This window comes from Paraglaciecola arctica, assembly GCF_018861065.1.
Lineage (GTDB): Bacteria > Pseudomonadota > Gammaproteobacteria > Enterobacterales > Alteromonadaceae > Paraglaciecola > Paraglaciecola arctica_B.
In genome coordinates this window covers 157,581-177,960 of record NZ_JAHKQO010000036.1, presented here as the reverse complement: position 1 = coordinate 177,960, position 20,380 = coordinate 157,581, and the positions used below count along the sequence as shown (strand labels likewise).

The window sequence follows — 20,380 nt, the reverse complement described above, 5'->3', positions numbered from 1 at the left end:
ATTATACCGTTCGGTTACAAGCTTTGACTAGTCGTTTAACAATACGTTGCTCGGAAGGGGCATAACTTAAGTTATATTTAGTCATTACCTTGTTAAATTGCGCGATGTATTCACATCTATATTGATGATTGGGTGGCAACCATTCGCTAAGTCCCTTTGCACCTTTTTGGCGATTTAACGAAGCCTGTGCCAGTATCAAATTTTCACTATCATTAGCAAATAGTGCTTTTTGTTCGCGACTCCAGTTGCTGGCGCCGTGCCCATGAGCAAATTTTAAAGGCACAATATGGTCAAGGTCCAAATCTGTGGATTGGGTAAATTTTTCGCTGGAATAAGGGTCGTACCATTCGCCTGTTAGCACGTTACATTCTTTGTTCGACTTAAACGAAACGGTTTTAGTTGAGGTTTGCAGCAACATTTCATGACGGGTATTTTGGCAATCTTTATCACTATCCAACCAGTGAGGCCAATCACTTCTGTCGTATAGGGTAACAAAGGCTCGACCTTGTTCTATTGCCTCATCGGTCGCTTTATCTATTTGATTAGTTTTTGCCTTAGGTAATCGGCCACCTTGATTAAGGCAGTCGGTTATTGTATCGAAGGCTTGATATTTTTTGGTTCGGTTAAACGAAGCGCTAGTTTGGTCATGGCATATGCCAGAAGAAGAAAGTTTAACCTTAGGCTCGAAAGAAGGGCTCGTCGCCATTGCGCTAGTACAAATAGCAAAAGCAACAAACAACGAGTAGGGTACAATTCTAAAAAATGTTACGGCTTTCATTTACAACTTAGATAAAACAATACGCTGCTATAGTTTGCCACGGATACAAAGAAATAAAAGGTAATTATGGAATTAAAATTCTTGATTATGGTGTTTGCTATATCTCGCATAAAACCGCCGCAGACTCATACCTAACTACTTTTTAGTGTGACACCCTAAAGTCGCTTGCAAGTTTAGGGTAGGTAAGTAACAGTAACCAAAACTAAGGCTACGCAACCGAAGTAAGTGCCCAAGTGGACTACTAAACGAGTACTTTTTGAGTTTGGATTTCAGATGACTTTGTTACAAACACTTACGGCTCTAATGCCAGTCGTTTCTGTACTATTATTTTTAGTTATTCTGCATTGGCCTGCTATGAAAGCAATGGCGATAAGTTTAGTGATTAGTGCGCTGATGACGTCCTTTTTTTGGCAGGTGCCTTTGGTGCAAATATCAGCCTCTGTGTTTGAAGGCTGGATTATTACCGCGTCTATCTTAATCATAGTGTTTGGTGCCATTTTTTTACTCAACACATTGAGGCAAAGTGGCGCGATAGCGGTGATACGTGAGGGTTTCATCGATATTACTCCTGATCGACGCATCCAACTGATTATTATTGCTTGGTTATTTGGTAGCTTTTTAGAGGGCGCGTCGGGTTTTGGTACCCCTGCTGCTATTTGTGCTCCTTTATTAGTTGCTTTGGGGTTTAACCCACTAGCCGCTGTGGCGTTAGCTTTAATTGCAGATTCGTCGTCAGTCTCATTTGGGGCAGTGGGAACACCAGTGTTAGTGGGTGTCGGCAGTGGTTTAGATAACGTGAGCGCTGGGCAATTACAGCAAATTTCAACTTCTGCCATTAGTATTGATATGTTGGTAGGGGTTTTGATCCCTGTAATATTAGTGGGTATTTTGACTCGGTTTTGGGGCCAAAATAACAGCTTTAAAGAAGGCCTTGCATTGTGGCCATTTGCATTGTTTTCGGGATTTGCTTTTCTATTTCCCGCCTGGCTGGTGGCCAACATACTTGGCCCAGAGTTTCCTTCTATTATTGGTGCTCTGGTCGGCCTGATTGTGGTAATAACTGCGGTAAAATTGAATTTTTTAGTGCCAAAAAATGTGTGGCGATTTCCCCAAGATCAACAGCAAGCTTCAGTAACAATACCCCAGAGTAAAATAACCAACAATATCGCACCCATATCCCTTTATTTGGCATGGATGCCTTATGTGCTGGTGGCAATGTTTTTAGTGCTAACCAGACTCAACTCACTACCTTTTAAGTCATTTCTTGAAGCGCCAAAGATTGAATTTTTACATATTTTGGGGACCAACATTTCGGCTTCTTTTAGCCCATTGTATTTGCCTGGGGTTATTTTTGTGATTGTCAGTATTATCACCTTCTTTTTGCATAACATGTCTTCTAAACAAGTTTTGTCCTCACTTACAATTTCAGCAAAAACTATCATACCAACTGCTCTGACCTTAGCGACAGCTGTACCATTAGTTAGGATATTCATAAATTCAAATGTGGAGGGGGCCACACTTGGCAGCATGCCCAAAGAGCTTGCTGCGACTATGGCTGAAATATTTGGGCAAGCATGGCCTATGGCTGCTTCTTTCGTGGGTGCCCTAGGTGCATTTATATCTGGCTCTGCGACTTTTTCTAATATGATGTTTGCAGATTTACAACAGGCTACTGCACAAAAATTAGGTATCGCAGAGCACATTATATTAGCGCTACAAATGTTGGGCTCTAATGCCGGCAATATGATTTGTGTCGTCAATGTTGTTGCCGCTTGTTCTGTTGTGGGACTAAACGGTAAGGAAGGTGCAGTAATAAGACTAACTTTACTGCCAATGATGGCATATTGTTTGTTAGTGGGTGTGGTCGCGACTGTATGGCTTGGGGTTTTTTAAATACGAATATTTTTACTAGTAGGCAATCAATCAAGCTTTGCCGCTATTATTTTTGATAGTTGCTTAGTGGAGACCTTTAAACGTTATTCAATTTCTGTGGCCGGCCATTCGTCTTCTTCCAACAGCTTGTGGGTGATTAATTGCTCTCTCAACTCGTTAATGGTGTGTTTAAGTTCATCACGTATCAACCTAATCGCGGGGGAAATTAACTGGCGGCTTGGCAGCACTAACCACATTTCAGTCAAGGGAATTCTGTATTCTGGCATTAAACGTTTTAGCCTTCCAGACAATAAGTCTTGGGCGACATCAATGGCAGACTTTTTGGCAATGCCAACGCCGTCGACGCACCAACGCCTGACTATATCTCCATCATTAACCGCTCTGTCACTGTTCATTTTTATTTTGAATTTTTGATTCTGATTATGTAGCTCCCAACCGTCATGTACTACTTCATAAAGTTTATAAAGCAGTGCGTTGTGATGTGGGAGCTCGTCTGGCGTCTGTGGCTCGCCATATTTAGTAATGTATGCGGGTGCGGCACATAACACATGGGGGATATTACAAATTTTAAAGCCGTATAAATTCAGGTCTTTTGCCGCCTCTTTGGTGATGGCACGTAATGCCACATCTACTCCGTCTCGATAAAAATCGGCTCGGCTATCACTAGCATGCAGGCGTAACGTCACTTCGCTGTAGTTACTCATTACCTTATTGAGCAAAACACGCATTAAATTCCTGCCCATTTCTGAAGATACCGCAATACGCACTTCGCCACTTATGGATTGTTGTTCTTCGTTTATTAATACTTGGCCTTGTTGCAATAAATCCAACGCCTGTTGGCATAGCGGCAGGTAGCGCTCCCCTTCTGGAGTGAGTCGCAATTGTCTGGTGGTACGCACAAATAATTGAGCGCCAAGCTCTTGTTCAATGCGTTTTAAAGAGACACTGGCAGCGGATGAGCTCATATCTAATTTATTGGCAGCTGCGGTAATAGATAAAAATTCAGCAACCTTTAGCAATACTTGTAAATCAGCAATTTTCATTCAGGCCTCGTGTATCTTGTGTGACAATAATGAATTTCAGTTATATCTATTATCCACGTTTTCGCGAAAGTGTTTTAAAGATTTGCCCATTTATCGAATAAATCTTAGGACTTAAGATACTCACATACTCAATCAATGGAGACGAACAAATGAAAACACGATTCAATATACCGACTTTAGCCTTAGTGGCTGCGCTGCTATCCCCCGCTGCTTTTGCAGACACAACGGCGTCGAAAGTTGTGGCAGCAAACGATATCGAATGGGGTTACCTTAACCCACTTCGCGGTGATAAAAGCCCCGGAGCAGCTGACCTTTGGGGTGATCGCACCACTGATTCTGCCACAGGCATGTTAGTACGCTTCAAAAAAGGTTTCGAATCTCCACCACATATTCACAACATTACTTACCGAGGTATAGTGATTGAAGGACAAATGCATAATGACGACCCAAACGCAGCAAAAATGTGGATGCCAGCGGGCTCGTTTTGGACCCAACCTGCAGGTGAAGATCACACCACAGCGGCTAACACAGCGACTAACTTAATTTACCTTGAAATTGACTCAGGCCCTTATCTAGTCAAACCCTCAACAGAGAAGTTTGACAATGGCGAACGTCCATTAAACCTGCACCGAGATAACATTGTTTGGCTAAATGACAGTGATTTGAGTGATATTCACGCGCCAGGTGTACAGACTAGTTATTTGTGGGGAAGTACTGCCGACATGAACGGCTCTATGATTAGATTACCAGCAGGCTTTGATGGTGAAATTAACACGGCTGCTAGTGAGTTCCGAGCTGTAGTAATTGCAGGCGCGGTAGAGTACCTCTCAAAAGCGCAAAAAACACCTCAAAACCTAAGCCCGGGTAGTTACCTAGAATCAACGGGCAAGTTTAGCCATTCTCTTAAAAATAAGGGGGATATCCCAGCGACTATCTACATTCGCACCAATAACAAATACCGTGTGAAATAAAAGTGACTTCAGCCTTTAGTGAGAGTATTGCTAAAGGCTGAATACACACCGACGGTTTTTATAGGCAATGAACCTAGCTGGCCTGATAATTTGTTAATCTTCTAATTACAATTTCACGGGCCAATCAGTACATGAAATGTCCCAAGCGTTGACGCAAAACCGCGAGATCTGCTACCATCCGCACCCAATTTTTTGCTCTGGGATTACGCCCCAACTCGCAAGGTAATATTATGTCTGAAGTCTTACATTCTGAATCTCCAAAATACGTGGTCTGCGCGTTATACAAATTTGTCTCTCTTGAAAACTTCAAGGAACTCCGTCAACCCTTACTTCAATTTATGGAGTCGAACGATATCAAAGGTACTTTGTTACTCGCGGAAGAAGGTATTAACGGGACTGTTTCGGGCACTCGGCAAACTATTGATGCATTGCTTAATTGGCTTAATGCCGACGAGCGCCTTAATCCGATTTCGGTTAAAGAATCTCTGGATGAAACTCAGCCTTTTCATCGCACTAAGGTGAAGCTTAAAAAAGAAATAGTGACAATGGGGGTGGAAGGTATCGACCCTCGTAAGACAGTGGGCACTTACGTAAAGCCTGCTGACTGGAACGATTTGATATCCGATCCAGACGTATTGCTAATTGACACTCGTAACGACTACGAAATTGAAATCGGTACCTTTAAACACGCAGTGAATCCTAATACTGAGTCTTTTAGGGAGTTTCCACAGTACGTAAAAGACAACCTCGACCCGAATAAAAATAAAAAAGTAGCGATGTTTTGTACCGGCGGCATTCGCTGCGAAAAATCCACTGCTTATTTAAAAGAGCAAGGATTTGATGAGGTTTATCATCTTGAAGGGGGCATTCTTAAGTATTTAGAAGAAGTGCCCAAAAACAATACCCTATGGGAAGGGGATTGTTTTGTATTTGATAACCGTGTGGCAGTTAACCATGATTTAGAAAAGAGTCATTACGACCAATGTTATGCCTGTCGTTTGCCAATTACTGAAGAAGATAAACAAAGTCCGGTATTTGAAGCGGGGGTGAGTTGCCCTAAGTGCCATGGTAAGCATAGTGAAGAACAGATTGCGCGTTTTCGAGAGCGTGAAAAACAAGTTAATTTAGCTCGCGAACGTGACGAAGAACATTTAGGTTTAGAGGCGCGTAAAGCAATAAAACTAAGGCGACAGCAAAAGGCTGCGGCTCGTCGTGCGCAGCGAACTGCCATGGGGAAAAGTAACGGTTGATAAATTGACCGAAAAACCCTTCTTATACTAATAGCGCATAGACCCTACATGTTATAAACGGTAGACTTAGGTCATTACATTAAAGGTTGAAGAAACTATGTCTGATAAAGTATTAACTCCAGAACAAATTGCTGAAGCTCGTAAAGAATTTGATTTCTTTGATGCTGATGGTAGCGGCACAATAGGCTTACGTGAGTTTATTGAACTCTTGACAGTATTATCGCCCAAAACTAAAGCTAGCCATGTAGAAGAGGGGTTTGGTTTAATCGATAAAAACCATGATGGCTCTATAGACTTTGATGAGTTTTTGGAATGGTGGCGACAGTCTTGGTGGGAATACTAAGCTAGAAACTTGGCCATGTTTTATTTTAAGGGTTTCAAGTATTTGGAGCCCTTTTTTATTTTAACACTGAGTTTTTTGTTGCGGTACTTAGTATTTGCAAGATAACCCATATAAATTGAAAGATTAATGACCTTTACACTTACTAGTCACTATTGAACTTACTTAAATTGGAAACCTTAATATGTCAGATGCAACTTATGTCCCACCAAAAGTCTGGACTTGGGACGCTGGAAGTGGCGGAAAATTTGCCAATATCAATCGTCCTGTAGCAGGTGCAACCCATGAGAAAACTTTGCCAGTTGGTAAACATCCTTTACAGCTGCATTCTTTAGCCACGCCTAACGGGGTTAAAGTGACGGTCATGTTAGAAGAGTTATTAGCGGCTGGTATCAGTGGAGCTGAATATGACGCTTATATCGTCAATATTATGGAAGGTGACCAGTTTGGCAGTGATTTCGTGGCTATTAACCCTAACTCGAAAATACCTGCTTTAATGGACAACAGTACTAGCCCAGCAACAAGAGTCTTTGAATCAGGTGCAATTTTATTGTATTTGGCAGAGAAGTTTAATGCCTTTTTGCCTAGCGACCCGGCTAAAAAGCCAGAGTGTTTATCGTGGTTATTTTGGCAAATGGGTAGCGCACCTATGCTCGGTGGTGGTTTTGGACATTTTTATGCGTATGCTCCAGAAAAGTACCAATATCCGATTGATCGTTATGCGATGGAAGTAAAACGCCAACTAGATGTATTAAACATACATTTAGCAGACAAAGAATATATTTGTGGTGACGAATACACCATTGCCGATATAGCGATATGGGCATGGTATGGCGCCATGGTATTAGGTAAGCTCTATGATGCCGCTGAATTTTTAGATGTAACCTCATATAAAAATTTGCTGCGTTGGGCTGAACAAATAGATGCTAGAGAAGCAGTGCGGCGCGGTAAAATGGTCAATCGTAGTTGGGGAGAGCCTGCGGGGCAACTTCGAGAGCGTAATGATGCCAGTGATTTTGAAAATAAAACTCAAGATAAACTAGATAACGCTGAATAAGACTGCAATATTATCGATAACATGCATTCAGGTGAACTTGTAACGGATGTATTGCGTACTTATACATTTATGATGTTTATATTGTTACTGTGTCTAAAAGTAAATGTGTATTGCTGTGATACTTTGCTAGTGCGTAGTCTGAATGTGTTAGCTTTAAAGGTAGTAGTTCTTTCGCTCATTGACGCTTAAGTTTACTCAGTTTTTAGGAGTGTATTATCTTGATAGATAACCTCGTCAAGCACACATTTGCTTCAAGGAAAATAACGGTGCTGGTAGTGGAAGACGATCCTATTAGTGCCATTATATCTACTCAGGCTTTGTCAGATATCTACGATACCCATCATGTGTCTGATGGACGAGCTGCTGTGGATTTTTGTCTAATGACGCCACCTGATTTAGTGCTGATGGACATTAATATGCCAGGTATAAGCGGTCTGGAAGCTTGCGGCATTTTGAAACGTAATGTACTAACAAAAGATATTCCTGTGGTGTTTATTACAGCAGCGAGTGATCCACAGTCAGAGGATGAATGTTGGGACGCGGGTTGTGTGGATTTTATTAGCAAACCTTTTTCAATTAAAACCTTACGACACAGGGTTAACTCACATTTATCAGTAAAAATACTTACTGACGAACTTAAACGGTTAGCCACTTCAGATGCGTTAACTAACATTAAAAATCGTCGCTTTTTTGATGAATATTTTTTGGCACAGTCAAAGCTCGCTGCGAGAAATAGAGAGCCGTTAGGTTTGTTAATGGTCGATATCGATTATTTCAAACAATACAATGACACCTATGGTCACATTAAGGGAGACGATTGTTTGAAGGTGGTGGCTGACGCACTCACTAAAGCATTTGTCAGACCAACCGATTGTGTGGCCCGATACGGTGGTGAAGAATTTGTTGTTGTATTACCGAGTACAGATTTAAAAGGTATGCAACATTTAGGGAAATACCTAATAGAAATCGTTCATGAGCTTAAGATTGAACATTTAGGGTCCCCGTTCAAAAAGTTAACAGTCAGCATAGGTGGCGCGCTTGTAGAACAAGGAGAGGAACAAGTTGAAAATGCAATTGAACAAGCTGATAAGCAGCTATATACAGCTAAACGGCAGGGCCGAGACAAGTTCTTAATGGCCTAGCCGCTTTATTCTTGGCTTTATGCGCTTATTTTTTTTTTGTCATCCTTAAGGGAGTAAAGTCGTTGCTCAGCTAGAGCAAAAACGTCTTCACCATCCACTGTGGTGGCAAATGAAGAAACACCTACACTTACTGTTACTATGTCCCGCGGGGATTCAGGGTTTGCAATGGCGTGTTTTTCAAACTGATTAATAATCTCGTTGGCAATATACTGTGCGCCTCTTATATCGGTGTTAGGTAATACCACTACAAGTTTGTTGTTATCATATCTAACGGCCGCATCAGTGGGATAGTGCAGCAGCTCAGAAACCGTCTTTGCTAGAAACTTCATACATAAATCAGCTTTAGTATTGCCGTGAGTCTCTCGGTACTGCTCAAAGTAATCTATCTCTGACACAACCAGGGAAAAATCAGAATTACTGCGTTGACTCACATGTAATTGTTGTTTGTAGTAATCATTAAAAAAGCGACGGTTGCGTAATCCAGTCAATCTATCGTAAATAGCCAAAAATTTTAGTTCATTAGATTCTAGCCTTCGTCGAATGTGATTTTCGACCCGCATTAAAAGTGTATCTGTTGACACAGGTTTACATACAAAGTCGGTACCGCCTGCCTCCCAGCACTTTAATTCGTCCTGTACGCCTGTCGATGAAGTGGAAAATATAATGGGGCAGTCTTCCATACCGTCAATGGTTCTGAGGATTTTGCAGGTGGTATGCCCGTCTAGCCCTGGCATTACCACATCTAATATTATTAAATCTGGCAGGTTTTTTTGACAAAACTCTATGGCTTCTTCACCGGAATGTGCCGAATAGACCTTGTCAAATTGCTCAAATGCAGTGCTTAAAGTAGCGGTGTTCATGCGATCGTCATCGACCAGTAATATGGTTGCGCTTGAAATATCTTTACAGCACGAATCAACTATTTGTTTTACCATTGTTTTCTCCCTAAAATTAATTCGCATTACGCAAGCGAATTAAACTACTCCATAATTTATAGGAGAAAGCCCTAAGTAAACAATTGTACTTTAGTAGTAATTATTGGTAATAATTAGATAGAGGACAGCGAAGAGTGAATAGGGGATAGCGGATAATAAATAGGGGGAGTCGTGTGTAAATCTAGGCTGAAACTAGCCAATACTCCTCTGTTTTTGAGTAGTGACTAGTTCACAGTAATTAGTTTGTTAGTGTTTAGCTGCGTATTCTTCGTTGGCTTTCCAAACACGTATGAAGTTTCCGGCTAGTATCTTGATTATGTCGTTGTCACTGTATCCGCGATCTAATAATCCTTGGATTAAATTAGGATAAGTTGAAACATCTTTTAGATCTGTGGGCAGCGAATCGCCAACACCATCATAATCTGAACCAATACCTACGTGATCAATGCCAATCAGTTCTACTACATGGTCGATATGATCTAAAACACTGTCTAACGTAGCGTAGGGGAGAGGATTTTCTTTGTTAAATTTAGTGACGTAAGCTTTAAATTCATCACTGTCTTTACCAAATTTTTCAGCGGCTTTCTTTTGCTCAGCACTACGGTTTTTGCTCCACGCATTGGCGCGTTTTGTAACAAAGGTAGAACCAAAGTTAATTTGCACTACGCCACCATTTTCACCTAGTGCCTTGATCATCGCATCGTCCATATTACGCTCAAAACCAGGTGTAAAAACCCGCAATGAGGAGTGAGAGGCAATAACAGGTGTTTGGCTAATTTCAATGGCTTGATAAAAGGCCGCGTCAGAAACGTGGGAGATATCTACTAAGATACCTAGGTTGTTCATTTCTTTGACTAATTCTTTACCAAAAGGGCTAAGTCCTTTCCACTTGCGTCGCAAGTCGTATGATGAATCCGATATATGGTTGGCCATGGAATGAGCCAAAGTAATATAGCGAATACCTCTATCATAAAAGTGTTTTAAATTAGCTAAGTCACCTTGAATAGGAGAGCCATTTTCCATACCTAATGGTAATGAAATCAATCCTTTTTCAAATTGTTGTTGAACATCTGCAGAGCTAGTTGCAATGGCAAACTTGTGGGGTGCGCGGCCTACTATCGCTTCTACATAATCGATGAGTTTGTCAGCCAATTTAGTCGAGTTAGCTGAATTATCTAGGCTAGCGGGAATATAAATCGACATAAAAGGTGCGTTGAGACCACCTTGTTTGGCTCTAGGATAGTCAAAATCCCCATCTGGTGTGGCGTTAGTTACATCCACCCAGTTCTTTTCTAGGCGATAAGGCACATCGATATGAGAATCAATAATGATATTTTCTTGGGCAAGCTTGTTTGCTTTGTCACTTACTGTGATGGCAGCGACATTGCTGGCACACAGTACACTCAAAGCAAAGGTTGCCGAGATGCTAAGTATTTTTTTCACAAATTTAGTCTCCGTTGTTTAACTATCTTCCGTCGTACCTATTGAAATAGATTTAGTCGTTTTGTTTATAATGAGTATCGAGGAGAATTCCCCTGCAAGCAGTTTATAGGTTGATGAATTAAAGTAAAAGAGCCTCTTGATGTAGAAGCTCTGTCATTATTAATAATGAATCAACTAATTAATTCTAGCTAAATGGAAAATTAAGCTATTTTGCGGTGTGAGTAATGGAATTTGCATACCGAGTTGCATTAATAATTCACCAGAAAATTGTTTGCCGTCTATCTCAGGAAGATTGGTTTTAAAATTGAAAACCGAGGCTTTGGGCCAATGCTCACCTGATTTTGTTGGCCAGATAATCTGCAATTCATATAGGGCCTTTTTATCAAGACCAGCAAAGAAGAATTGGTCTGGCAACGACGCAGGACTACAAGCTACTAAGCTACACGAAAACAACGCTTCGGATTTGTCTTGAGACACAATGCCTAAGCCATGCATATATTCGGGTAGCTCAAGGCGAAATAAATCCCCAGAGTGCACTAAATGTCGGTGTTTTTTGTACAAGGTGATCATGGCTTTGAGTTCAACAATTTCGTCAGCGGTTAACTCTCTTAAATCCATTTCCATACCCATGTGACCAAACAACACTACTGACGCGCGCATCGCCATATTGATAGTTCTATGGGTTATATGACAGTCTCTCGGACCAACATGTGTGCCCATCAATTCTGCAGGGAAAAAGTAGGAAAAACCTTTCTGAATCTTTAATCGTTCTAACGCATCGTTTGAATCAGATGTCCAAATGCGGTCGGTGTGAGCTAATACGCCATAATCAGCGCGGCCACCGCCAGAGGCGCAACTTTCAATTTCCACATTGGGATGCGCAGATTTCAACTTGGCTAATAACCGATAAAAAGCACGTGTTTGATTGTGAATAGCGGGTTTGCCACTGGCATCACCAGGATGATTGATGTCTCTATTCATGTCCCATTTAATATAGGAAATGTCATATTCAGTTAGTAAACTATTAATGCGCTCGAATAGGTAATCGAAAACCTGGGTACGACTTAAGTCTAATACTAGTTGATTACGAAAGCCGAGTTGTGGATTAGGAGGTGTAGATAACACCCATTCTGGATGGGCTCGAAATAAATCACTGTTTGGATTAATCATTTCTGGTTCAAACCAAAGACCAAACTCTAAACCCGCGGCTTTGACATGTTCTATTAGTGGGCCTAATCCATGAGGATAGTATTGTTGGTCTACATACCAATCACCTAAACCAGCAGTGTCATCATTACGACCAATAAACCAACCGTCATCTAATACAAAACGTTCTGCACCTATGCTGGCTGCTCGTGTCGCCAAGTCTTTTAAGGTCTCTTGGTCATGATCAAAGTAAATGCCCTCCCAAGTATTGTAATGGACTGGACGTGGTTTGTTCTTGACGGTTTGGCGAATTAAATGGCTGCGCACGTATTGATGGTATTGCTGCGACAGTGAAGATAACCCTTGGTTGCTATAACTGGCATACAAAGTGGGTGATTGGTAACTTTGGCCTTTCTGTAAAATGATTTCACCTGGCAAAAGTAATTCGCCCATTTGTACGTAAGCTCGGCCATCCCCCATTTTTTCAGCCACAATTTTGTGGTTTCCACTCCAACCTAAATGGAATCCATAAGCTTCACCTTGTAATTGGTCGGTGTTTTTGGTGCGCATGATTAGCCCAGGGAAACTATCATGAGAGGTTCTACCGCGGCGATTTTCTCTTACATAGGAACCAAAATGCTGTTCAAGCTGGTGCTCTTGAAACTCTCCAGACCAATGCCCTTCAAAACCTATTATATGCTGGCAGTTACTAGGAATGGGAAAGGTTGCCGCCGCGCACCAATCCACATGAACAGCGGATTCACTATTGTTAATTAGCTTAGTGGTAATTTCGAGGACGTCACTATCGCTATCCATTTTGAGGGTATGGATAGTCGTTAATTGACGGCTTGAATCAGTGTTGGTGATTACATAGTGATTAGCTGCGACTGTTTCAAGTTTTGATATTTCAGGGGCCGCTGACCACTGATCTGTATCGCCGTGTAAGCTAATACCTGGATGCCCTATATACCCTTGTCCAGTCGTTGGGGTGATGGCTAGAGCAATTTCTTGCATTGGCGAGGCCGGCGCTTCTTGCCTCAGGCGTAATAAGTCCATCATCTGCCCGGTGCTTTGCTTAGATAGACGTTCTCGCCAATAAATTATTTGAGGCGTTTCATTGTTGCAATCGATAACCAAACTACTGTTGCGTCCGGACAAAGATATATAGTTGTGTGAAGAATTGGACATGGCTTAATCCTATGAAGTTGTTTGCGTAATTGACAGCAAAATTGGCTGCTTTTATGCCTCACAGCAGTATCTTTTGCAATTAAAACTCATCACATTCTTGGCAATCGACAGGTAAATAGACAAGTCAACAGACATGTAAAAACTCATTTGTTAAGGTTTTGTGTGGCCGTCAGGCCACTTGTTAATAAAATATAAATGAAGTTGAATGGCAAATATCATTGAAAAAAATATTCTTCTGTCTTATATAAGTGTAACTTAGTCCATCAATTAACATGGTAAAAGCGAAACGCTATGCATTTGTGTTGATTGTTGGAGTAAGTTTTAGCACTGAATTTACGATTTAGATCTTAACGGTGGTGTTAACTAAAATCTTCTCTGTTGTAGAAATGTTAGCAAATTGTAGCTAAATCAGTTTCTGCTAATTGAGGTGACTTGGCTAAATAATAGAATCATAAAAATAATATGGCCAATGAAACAAAAAATATCCTACACCTAAAATAAAAATTGATTAGACAATAACAGGACACATTACATGAAAAAAAATTACCTTTGGACGGCTGTAAAAGCCGCCTTAATAGTACCAACAGCGAGTATGAGTATATCTTCGGCTGTTGCTCAAGAAGTACCCGCAAACGACAATATGGAAGTTATCGAGGTGCGAGGCTTAATTAGTAGTCTTAAACGCGCTTTCTCTGATAAAAAAGAAGCCTTGATTGTTTCTGATGGTATTGCAGCTGAAGATTTAGGTAAATTCCCTGATCAAAACGTTGCTGAATCACTACAACGTATAACAGGTGTCGCCATTGATCGTAGTGGTGGTGAGGGGCAGTTAATTTCTGTGCGTGGTTTTGGTCCACAATTTAACTTAGTAACAGTTAACGGACGTCAAATGGCTTCTGAAAGATCAGGCCGCGAGTTTAGTTTTGATACATTGGCCTCAGAATTAATTGCCGGAGCTGACGTTTACAAAACATCTAATGCCTCGAATCAAGAAGGTGGCATTGGATCTTACATTAATTTAAAAACAGCCAGACCTTTCGATTTGGATGGTTTTAAGGCGGTAGGTAGTGCCAAAGCTACCTACGATAGTCTTTCTGAAAGTACCACTCCTGCATTTTCTGGTTTAGTCAGTAATACCTTTATGGACAACAGATTAGGCGTTTTAGCTTCTTTGTCTGTGCAAAAACGTGATGCTCAAATCAACCAAGCAGATACTCGCGGCTTTTATCGTGTAGATCGTATTGCAACCAATGATTTTGATGCGGCTACTGGGGCGGGTAAAGAAGCCTTTAACGTTTGGGTACCGCGCAACCTTGATTTAACTTCGAATGAAGAAGACAGAACTCGAACTAGTGGTACCTTAGTTGTGCAATATGCGGCTACTGATGAATTGACTATTACATTTGATGGTTTGTATTCTAAGTTTGAAGTTGAATCACAAGTAAGCAACTACGCGAACTGGTTCACTCCGGGTAATTTCCGAGACTTTGAAGTTGATGCTGAAACTGAAACCGTTACCTATTGGTCACACAATGCCTTTGATGATCCTATGGGATCTGGCTCTGGTGCGACTGACTTCGTGCAACAAGGTTTAGATCGCAATGTGAAAATTCAGGGATTTGGTTTCAATGCGGATTGGGATTTATCTGAACAACTAAACGTTAATATCGATATATCAACTTCGTCTGCTGAAGACTTAAGTGGTGATCAAAGCCGAGTATTTACTGTAATGGGTTATGCCAATGGTTATACCTATGACTTTACTGGTGGCGGCGATTTACCTGCGTTTTCATCTGATGGCATTGATGGCCCTTTTACTGAGTCAGATGCGAGTAAACTTCGTGCCCACTATGTTGAACGTGGCGGCGACGAACGTGAAGATGAAATTACAGAAATGCGTGCAGATTTTACCTACACACCAGACAGCGATACCTTTACGCAGTTAAGATACGGTTTGTACACACAAGATAGAACCAAATCAGCCAAGGTTTTCCAATCTCCAAGCTTACCTAATTGTTTCTATTGTGGTTATGGCTTAGATGTACCAGATGACTTGGCTTACTTAGTGACACCTAATGGCTGGTTTGACGGCATCCCAAGTTCGTTTTACGGTTACGACGTTGACGCTTATTTAAGCTTTTTAGAGTCAGATGAAGCCATCGCAGGACAATCAGCGAATCGCGGTGAAGATGCAGCTGCTAATATAGCTGCGTTTGCAGCGTTAGAGGGCTACACTCCGGTTGAGTTGGGAACAAGTTTTGAAATCGATGAAGAAATCTTTGCCGCTTATGCTGATTTTGTGTTCCAAGGTGATTTGGGTGACATGCCTTGGACAGTCAATGTGGGCTTTAGATACAGCGAAACCACGACTACTGCCTCAGGTAACCAAGCTACTTTGTTAGATATTTCACAAAACCCATTAGACGGAACAATACTTGATCAAACTTATCAAGTTGATGCTAACGGGCAACGTGTATCGGTACCTATTTCTCTAAAAAATACTTACACCAATTTATTACCTAGCTTAAATGTTAAGTTTGAAATTGAAGAAAACATGTTATTGCGTTTTGGCTATTCAGAAACCTTAACTCGTCCAACCATGTCAGACATGCGCCCTGTTACCAACATAGGTACAACTCGCCCTGACTTATTATTGGCAAGTGGTGGTAACCCTTATCTATCGCCATTTTTGTCTACTAACTGGGATGTGTCTTATGAGTGGTATTACGCCGATGCGAGTGCTGTATCTATAGGATTGTTCAGTAAAGAAGCTGAAGGGTTTATTAGTTCTACTCCTGCTGCAGAGACCTTTAACTTAGCCAGTGGCAGTTATGAGTTCCAGGTAACACGTCCTAGAAACGGTGCAGAAGCGACGGTACAAGGTTTAGAAATGGCGTGGACTCATACTTGGGAAAGTGGTTTTGGTTTACAAGCTAATGCCACTATTGTTGACAGTACCAGTGAAGACGACTTCCAACTGGAAGGCTTAGGTGATTCACAAAACATCGTCGCCTTTTATGAAAAAGACGCGTTCCAAGCACGAATCGCTTTCAACAATCGTGAATCATTCCTACAAACTTTACGTAACGGTGACACTGGTGAGCCAGAATACGTAGATACATATGGTCAATGGGATGTCAGTGCTAGCTACGACATAAATGAAAACTTCACTGTGATATTCGAAGGTATTAACGTGACTGACGAATACACATCCAAAAGTGGCCGTTTAGCGAGTCACTTCACTGAGCAAGTCCGCTCTGGTGCGCGATATGCAGTTGGTGTGAGAGGTTCATTCTAGTAAAGTAGTATCTGTTAAAATTGAAAAGGGGACTCGCTCCCCTTTTTTGCTGTAAGTCATTTAACTCAATGTTATAGGTGAACCTTTGGCGGGCGATATAAAACGAATTATTGTGCTAGGTGGTGGCACCGCTGGATGGATTACTGCAGGTATTCTAGCGAGAAAACATGCTTCAAACCCTGAACAACAACCTATCCAAATTAGTTTAATTGAATCTGCTGATATCGGGGTTGTTGGAGTCGGTGAAGGAACTTGGCCTACAATGCGCAAAACTTTGGCTCAACTGGGCATTGCTGAAACTCAGTTTATTAGGCACTGTGGCGCCACCTTTAAACAAGCCAGCAAATTTGTTAATTGGATCCATGGCCAAAATGATGTGTATTATCATCCATTTACCGAACCACAAGGTTTCAATAAAGTTGACCCGGCTCCTTATTGGCAGTCTTTTGTAGCCCCTGGATGTTCGTTTTCTGAAGCGGTGAGTTTTCAGCAGTTTTTATGTGAAAATAACTTAGCACCTAAATCCATTGCCAATAAAGAATATGAAGTGGTCGCTAATTATGGTTATCACTTGGATGCTGCGAAATTCATAACCTTATTGCGTGATCATTGTGTTTCACAACTGGGTGTGCAACATATTTGCGATACCGTAGAACAGGTTAATGTGAATGATGACGGTGACCTTGAATCATTACTCACTAAAGCCAATGGTCAGCAGCATGCTGATCTGTTTGTAGATTGTTCTGGGATGCGCAGCAAATTGCTTGGTGAAACCTTAAAGGTCCCGTTTAAGCCCTGTGATCAAATATTCATAGCCGATACTGCATTGGCAACACAAGTACCTTATGCTCAGCCTGAAGATCCTATCGCCTGTCAAACTATTGCTACCGCGCAAAGCGCCGGTTGGATTTGGGACATAGGTTTACAAAATAGGCGTGGAGTAGGATACGTATATTCGAGCGAACACTGTAGTGAAGACCAAGCTCAACATACTTTGGCTAATTACATAGGCTGTGAAACCATAGAGAACGTCAAAAAAATACACTTTAAGCCAGGACATAGAGAAATTTTTTGGAAAAACAATTGTGTAGCAGTGGGATTGTCAGCTGGTTTCTTAGAACCCCTTGAAGCATCGGCGTTAATGCTCATTGAAACTTCTGCGAATTATATCGCAGAGCAACTACCTGCCAACACTAAAATTATGCCCATAGTGGCGAAACGATTTAACGCTATGATGTTAAAAAAATGGCGCGGAGTGATTGACTTTCTTAAGTTGCATTACGTTTTAAGTGAACGTCCTGAGCCGTTCTGGCTGCAACATAGACAAGCTCAGAGCATTCCTGATTCTCTAAAAGAACTATTAACACTGTGGCGATACAATTCGCCAAGCGAATATGATTTTACTGATAATGTTGAAGCATTTAGCGCAGCCAGTTACCAATATATTCTGTATGGGGCTGGATTTAAATCAGACTTCACACAAATGAGTCAAATCTATAAACAAGGGCAAGCCGCACAAAAACAGCTGTTGATGACCCAAAAACGCATTGAACAACTCCAATTTACTTTGCCAAAACACAGAGAACTGATCGACAAGGTAAATAGCCTTGGTTTTTCAACTATTTAATGACAGCTATCAAGAGATAAAAATGTCTAATTATGTATTACTTGATCCTGCTAAGCATCAGGATATAAAAATAAAAGCGCACAGTAATTTTTCATTCAGTAAACATCAGCACCAAGTGTCGTTAGTGGTTCACGAGTTTGGTGCTGCGGCGAGTAGTTTTCCTGTTGTTTATATGAAAGAACCTCAACAAGGACAATTTCGCGCTGTGGCATTGTTAAGCCTTATTGCCGGTGAAAACCATTTTTACAGTGACAAGGAATGGCAAGGGGTACATTTGCCTTCTGCTTTTTTACGCACACCTTTCGAGCTTGGGCCTGATCCTAGCCAAGAAAAAACACTTACCCTTTACCTCGATGACCACAGTGATTATGTCAATACAACTGCAGGTGAAGCTTTGTACCAAGATGGTGAACCCAGTCAGTTTTTGCAGCAAGTACAAAGTAAAATGGCCGATTACTACCAACAAGAACAACTTACCCATCAATTCACTCAACAATTATTAACACTGAAGTTGTTAAAGGAAATTGAGCTGCACCTCGAATTTTCAGATGGTAAAAAAACCGGCATCAAGGGTATCTACACCATAGATGAAGAAAGGCTACGGCAGTTAGATGACGCCACTATTCTAGAACTCAACAAAGCCAATTTTATACTTCCAATCCACGGCATGGTTTTATCACTAATCCAAGTCAATCGACTGATTAAATATCATAACAACTGTTCAGAAAATAAAATTCTGGGTGTACAAATGCGCGTAAGCACAGAGGAATAAGTAGATGTCAGACACCATGATCCAAGTATCAATATTTGCATTTGTTACTGCACTTATTGGGTTGTTAACTTACCTACAATGTAGGGGCAAAGGTCGCTTACAAAATGCTACCGAAGGTCAACAAAATAAAGAGTTGTTTTTAGCTGGTGGCGGGCTTAAGTGGTATTTCATTGCAGGTTCGATAACCTTAACCAACCTAAGTACCGATCAATTAGTAGGTACTAACGGTACCCAAATGGCGTTATTAGCCTGGTGGGAATTTGCTGCTTTGGTTGGGTTATTTATACTGGCTAAAGTGTTTTTGCCACTGTATTACCGTTATCAATGCACCACAACTACAGAGTTATTAGAAAAACGTTATCAAAACAAAAATATACGGGCGGTTATTGGGGCGTTGTTTTTCTTAAGTAGTGCGTTGATATTTTGTCCTGCGGTCATTTACTCTGGCTCTTTGTTTATGAAAACCATGTTTGGTTTAGATATTCCTTTGATGTATATCGCATTTGCATTTGCGACTTTAGGTGCAATGTACGCTATTTTTGGTGGCCTTAGAGCTGTTGCAGTGTCAGATACCTACTCAGGCATATTGCTGTTGACCATGGCTATAGTCATCGTATTTTTAGCCCTTAATGCTATAGGTTATGATTTCTCTGAAATTCCAGCCGATAGACTTACCTTGATTGGTGATAATGATTCTCCTATTCCGTGGCACACGCTGTTGACTGGTATGATATTTATTCAAATGTTTTACTGGGGCACTAATCAAGTTATCACCCAACGCGCCATGGCGGCTCCTTCACTAAAAGAAGCGCAGAAAGGGGTATATGCAGCTGTAGGAATTCGACTTCTGATTGTGCCTGCCATCGTTGTTATTCCTGGTATTGTTTCGTTTCAACTCTATGGTGACATAGGTGATGCCGCTTACGGAAAAATTGTCGGTGACATATTACCTACATGGTTGTCGGGGATTTTTGCTGCCGCTATGGCTGCCGCTGTATTATCTACTTTTAATAGTAATCTTAACTCTGCGACAGCACTGTATGTCTGCGATCTCCACGAACCTTTTATTGGGCACCCCAAAAATGTCGCCAAGTTAAGTGCATGGATTACGGTGTCGTTAACAGTCATCGCGCTATTTTTAGTTCCTGTTTACGCCAAAGCCGATAGCATTATCAACCTTCTGCAACAACTTTGGGGATTGTTTAGTATGCCAATTTTATCAATTTTTATAGTCGGTTTAGTGTTTAGAAACGTACATGCAAATGCGGGTATTATCGCAGTGATATTTGGGGTGTTTTTGTATGGCTCACTATCATTCGAATTTTCACCATGGCATGCACCTTTTGATCTGCATTATATTCATTTGATGTTTGTTACATTGATATCCTGTGTGATCATGGCTTTGTTAATTAATAAAGTATTCTATAAACAATCAGCTGAACTTGCTTGGGGCAGCAACGACGGACTCATTCAAGAATCCTAAAATAGCGGAAACAC

General features: G+C 41.2%; 15 protein-coding genes. 10 read left to right on the top strand and 5 right to left on the bottom strand.

All coding sequences use genetic code 11. The annotated features are described in order from the left end of the window. Window position 1 precedes the first annotated feature (1 nt). Window positions 2-778, bottom strand: coding sequence for an HNH endonuclease family protein (locus KO534_RS14055; protein ID WP_252732156.1), 777 nt, complete (start codon window positions 776-778; stop codon window positions 2-4). A gap of 273 nt (window positions 779-1,051) precedes the next feature. Between KO534_RS14055 and KO534_RS14050 the strand changes: the two genes are divergently transcribed. Beyond that, window positions 1,052-2,671 (top strand): L-lactate permease, encoded by a 1,620-nt coding sequence (locus KO534_RS14050; protein ID WP_215930296.1) that lies wholly within the window; start codon window positions 1,052-1,054, stop codon window positions 2,669-2,671. A gap of 83 nt (window positions 2,672-2,754) precedes the next feature. On the opposite strand, the gene KO534_RS14045 is transcribed toward KO534_RS14050, so the two are convergent. Continuing rightward, window positions 2,755-3,714, bottom strand: coding sequence for a LysR family transcriptional regulator (locus tag KO534_RS14045; RefSeq protein WP_215930295.1), 960 nt, complete (start codon window positions 3,712-3,714; stop codon window positions 2,755-2,757). Window positions 3,715-3,863: 149 nt separating this feature from the next. Between KO534_RS14045 and KO534_RS14040 the strand changes: the two genes are divergently transcribed. The 5 genes from KO534_RS14040 to KO534_RS14020 all read left to right on the top strand — a co-directional run bounded on the left by KO534_RS14040 (window position 3,864) and on the right by KO534_RS14020 (window position 8,474). Beyond that, window positions 3,864-4,685 carry a DUF4437 domain-containing protein gene (locus tag KO534_RS14040; RefSeq protein WP_215930294.1) on the top strand — a complete coding sequence of 274 codons (822 nt, stop codon included), beginning with the start codon at window positions 3,864-3,866 and terminating at the stop codon, window positions 4,683-4,685. Window positions 4,686-4,915: 230 nt separating this feature from the next. After that, window positions 4,916-5,935, top strand: a complete 1,020-nt coding sequence (gene trhO, locus KO534_RS14035; protein ID WP_215930293.1) for an oxygen-dependent tRNA uridine(34) hydroxylase TrhO — start codon at window positions 4,916-4,918, stop codon at window positions 5,933-5,935. Window positions 5,936-6,032: 97 nt separating this feature from the next. Beyond that, window positions 6,033-6,278 carry an EF-hand domain-containing protein gene (locus KO534_RS14030; protein WP_215930292.1) on the top strand — a complete coding sequence of 82 codons (246 nt, stop codon included), beginning with the start codon at window positions 6,033-6,035 and terminating at the stop codon, window positions 6,276-6,278. A 181-nt stretch (window positions 6,279-6,459) separates the two neighbouring features. Further along, complete coding sequence (yghU, locus tag KO534_RS14025; RefSeq protein ID WP_215930291.1) at window positions 6,460-7,332, top strand: glutathione-dependent disulfide-bond oxidoreductase; 873 nt, start codon at window positions 6,460-6,462, stop codon at window positions 7,330-7,332. 218 nt (window positions 7,333-7,550) lie between these two features. After that, a complete protein-coding gene (locus KO534_RS14020) occupies window positions 7,551-8,474 on the top strand; it encodes a GGDEF domain-containing response regulator (protein ID WP_252732155.1) in 924 nt (307 codons plus the stop codon). Between the two features lie 17 nt (window positions 8,475-8,491). Here KO534_RS14020 and KO534_RS14015 read toward each other — a convergent pair whose 3' ends face one another. The 3 genes from KO534_RS14015 to KO534_RS14005 form a co-directional block, all read right to left on the bottom strand. Continuing rightward, window positions 8,492-9,409 carry a GGDEF domain-containing response regulator gene (locus KO534_RS14015; protein ID WP_215930290.1) on the bottom strand — a complete coding sequence of 306 codons (918 nt, stop codon included), beginning with the start codon at window positions 9,407-9,409 and terminating at the stop codon, window positions 8,492-8,494. 246 nt (window positions 9,410-9,655) lie between these two features. Next, complete coding sequence (locus tag KO534_RS14010) at window positions 9,656-10,852, bottom strand: dipeptidase (RefSeq protein WP_215930289.1); 1,197 nt, start codon at window positions 10,850-10,852, stop codon at window positions 9,656-9,658. A 174-nt stretch (window positions 10,853-11,026) separates the two neighbouring features. Next, window positions 11,027-13,186, bottom strand: a complete 2,160-nt coding sequence (locus KO534_RS14005; RefSeq protein ID WP_215930288.1) for an alpha-galactosidase — start codon at window positions 13,184-13,186, stop codon at window positions 11,027-11,029. Window positions 13,187-13,718: 532 nt separating this feature from the next. Between KO534_RS14005 and KO534_RS14000 the strand changes: the two genes are divergently transcribed. From KO534_RS14000 to KO534_RS13985, 4 genes are all read left to right on the top strand, one after another. Beyond that, window positions 13,719-16,484: a TonB-dependent receptor gene (locus KO534_RS14000; RefSeq protein ID WP_215930287.1), complete on the top strand. Its 2,766-nt coding sequence runs from the start codon at window positions 13,719-13,721 to the stop codon at window positions 16,482-16,484. A gap of 85 nt (window positions 16,485-16,569) precedes the next feature. Then, window positions 16,570-18,111, top strand: a complete 1,542-nt coding sequence (locus tag KO534_RS13995; RefSeq protein ID WP_215930286.1) for a tryptophan halogenase family protein — start codon at window positions 16,570-16,572, stop codon at window positions 18,109-18,111. Between the two features lie 22 nt (window positions 18,112-18,133). Beyond that, complete coding sequence (locus KO534_RS13990; RefSeq protein ID WP_215930285.1) at window positions 18,134-18,883, top strand: SapC family protein; 750 nt, start codon at window positions 18,134-18,136, stop codon at window positions 18,881-18,883. Window positions 18,884-18,887: 4 nt separating this feature from the next. Continuing rightward, window positions 18,888-20,366, top strand: coding sequence for an SLC5 family protein (locus KO534_RS13985; RefSeq protein WP_215930284.1), 1,479 nt, complete (start codon window positions 18,888-18,890; stop codon window positions 20,364-20,366). The last annotated feature ends 14 nt before the right edge of the window (window positions 20,367-20,380 follow it).

Coding starts and splice junctions, on each gene's coding strand:
- KO534_RS14055 (WP_252732156.1), bottom strand. CDS start 778: ATGAAAGCCGTAACATTTTTTAGAATTGTACCCTACTCGTTGTTTGTT.
- KO534_RS14050 (WP_215930296.1), top strand. CDS start 1,052: ATGACTTTGTTACAAACACTTACGGCTCTAATGCCAGTCGTTTCTGTA.
- KO534_RS14045 (WP_215930295.1), bottom strand. CDS start 3,714: ATGAAAATTGCTGATTTACAAGTATTGCTAAAGGTTGCTGAATTTTTA.
- KO534_RS14040 (WP_215930294.1), top strand. CDS start 3,864: ATGAAAACACGATTCAATATACCGACTTTAGCCTTAGTGGCTGCGCTG.
- trhO (WP_215930293.1), top strand. CDS start 4,916: ATGTCTGAAGTCTTACATTCTGAATCTCCAAAATACGTGGTCTGCGCG.
- KO534_RS14030 (WP_215930292.1), top strand. CDS start 6,033: ATGTCTGATAAAGTATTAACTCCAGAACAAATTGCTGAAGCTCGTAAA.
- yghU (WP_215930291.1), top strand. CDS start 6,460: ATGTCAGATGCAACTTATGTCCCACCAAAAGTCTGGACTTGGGACGCT.
- KO534_RS14015 (WP_215930290.1), bottom strand. CDS start 9,409: ATGGTAAAACAAATAGTTGATTCGTGCTGTAAAGATATTTCAAGCGCA.
- KO534_RS14005 (WP_215930288.1), bottom strand. CDS start 13,186: ATGTCCAATTCTTCACACAACTATATATCTTTGTCCGGACGCAACAGT.
- KO534_RS14000 (WP_215930287.1), top strand. CDS start 13,719: ATGAAAAAAAATTACCTTTGGACGGCTGTAAAAGCCGCCTTAATAGTA.
- KO534_RS13990 (WP_215930285.1), top strand. CDS start 18,134: ATGTCTAATTATGTATTACTTGATCCTGCTAAGCATCAGGATATAAAA.
- KO534_RS13985 (WP_215930284.1), top strand. CDS start 18,888: ATGTCAGACACCATGATCCAAGTATCAATATTTGCATTTGTTACTGCA.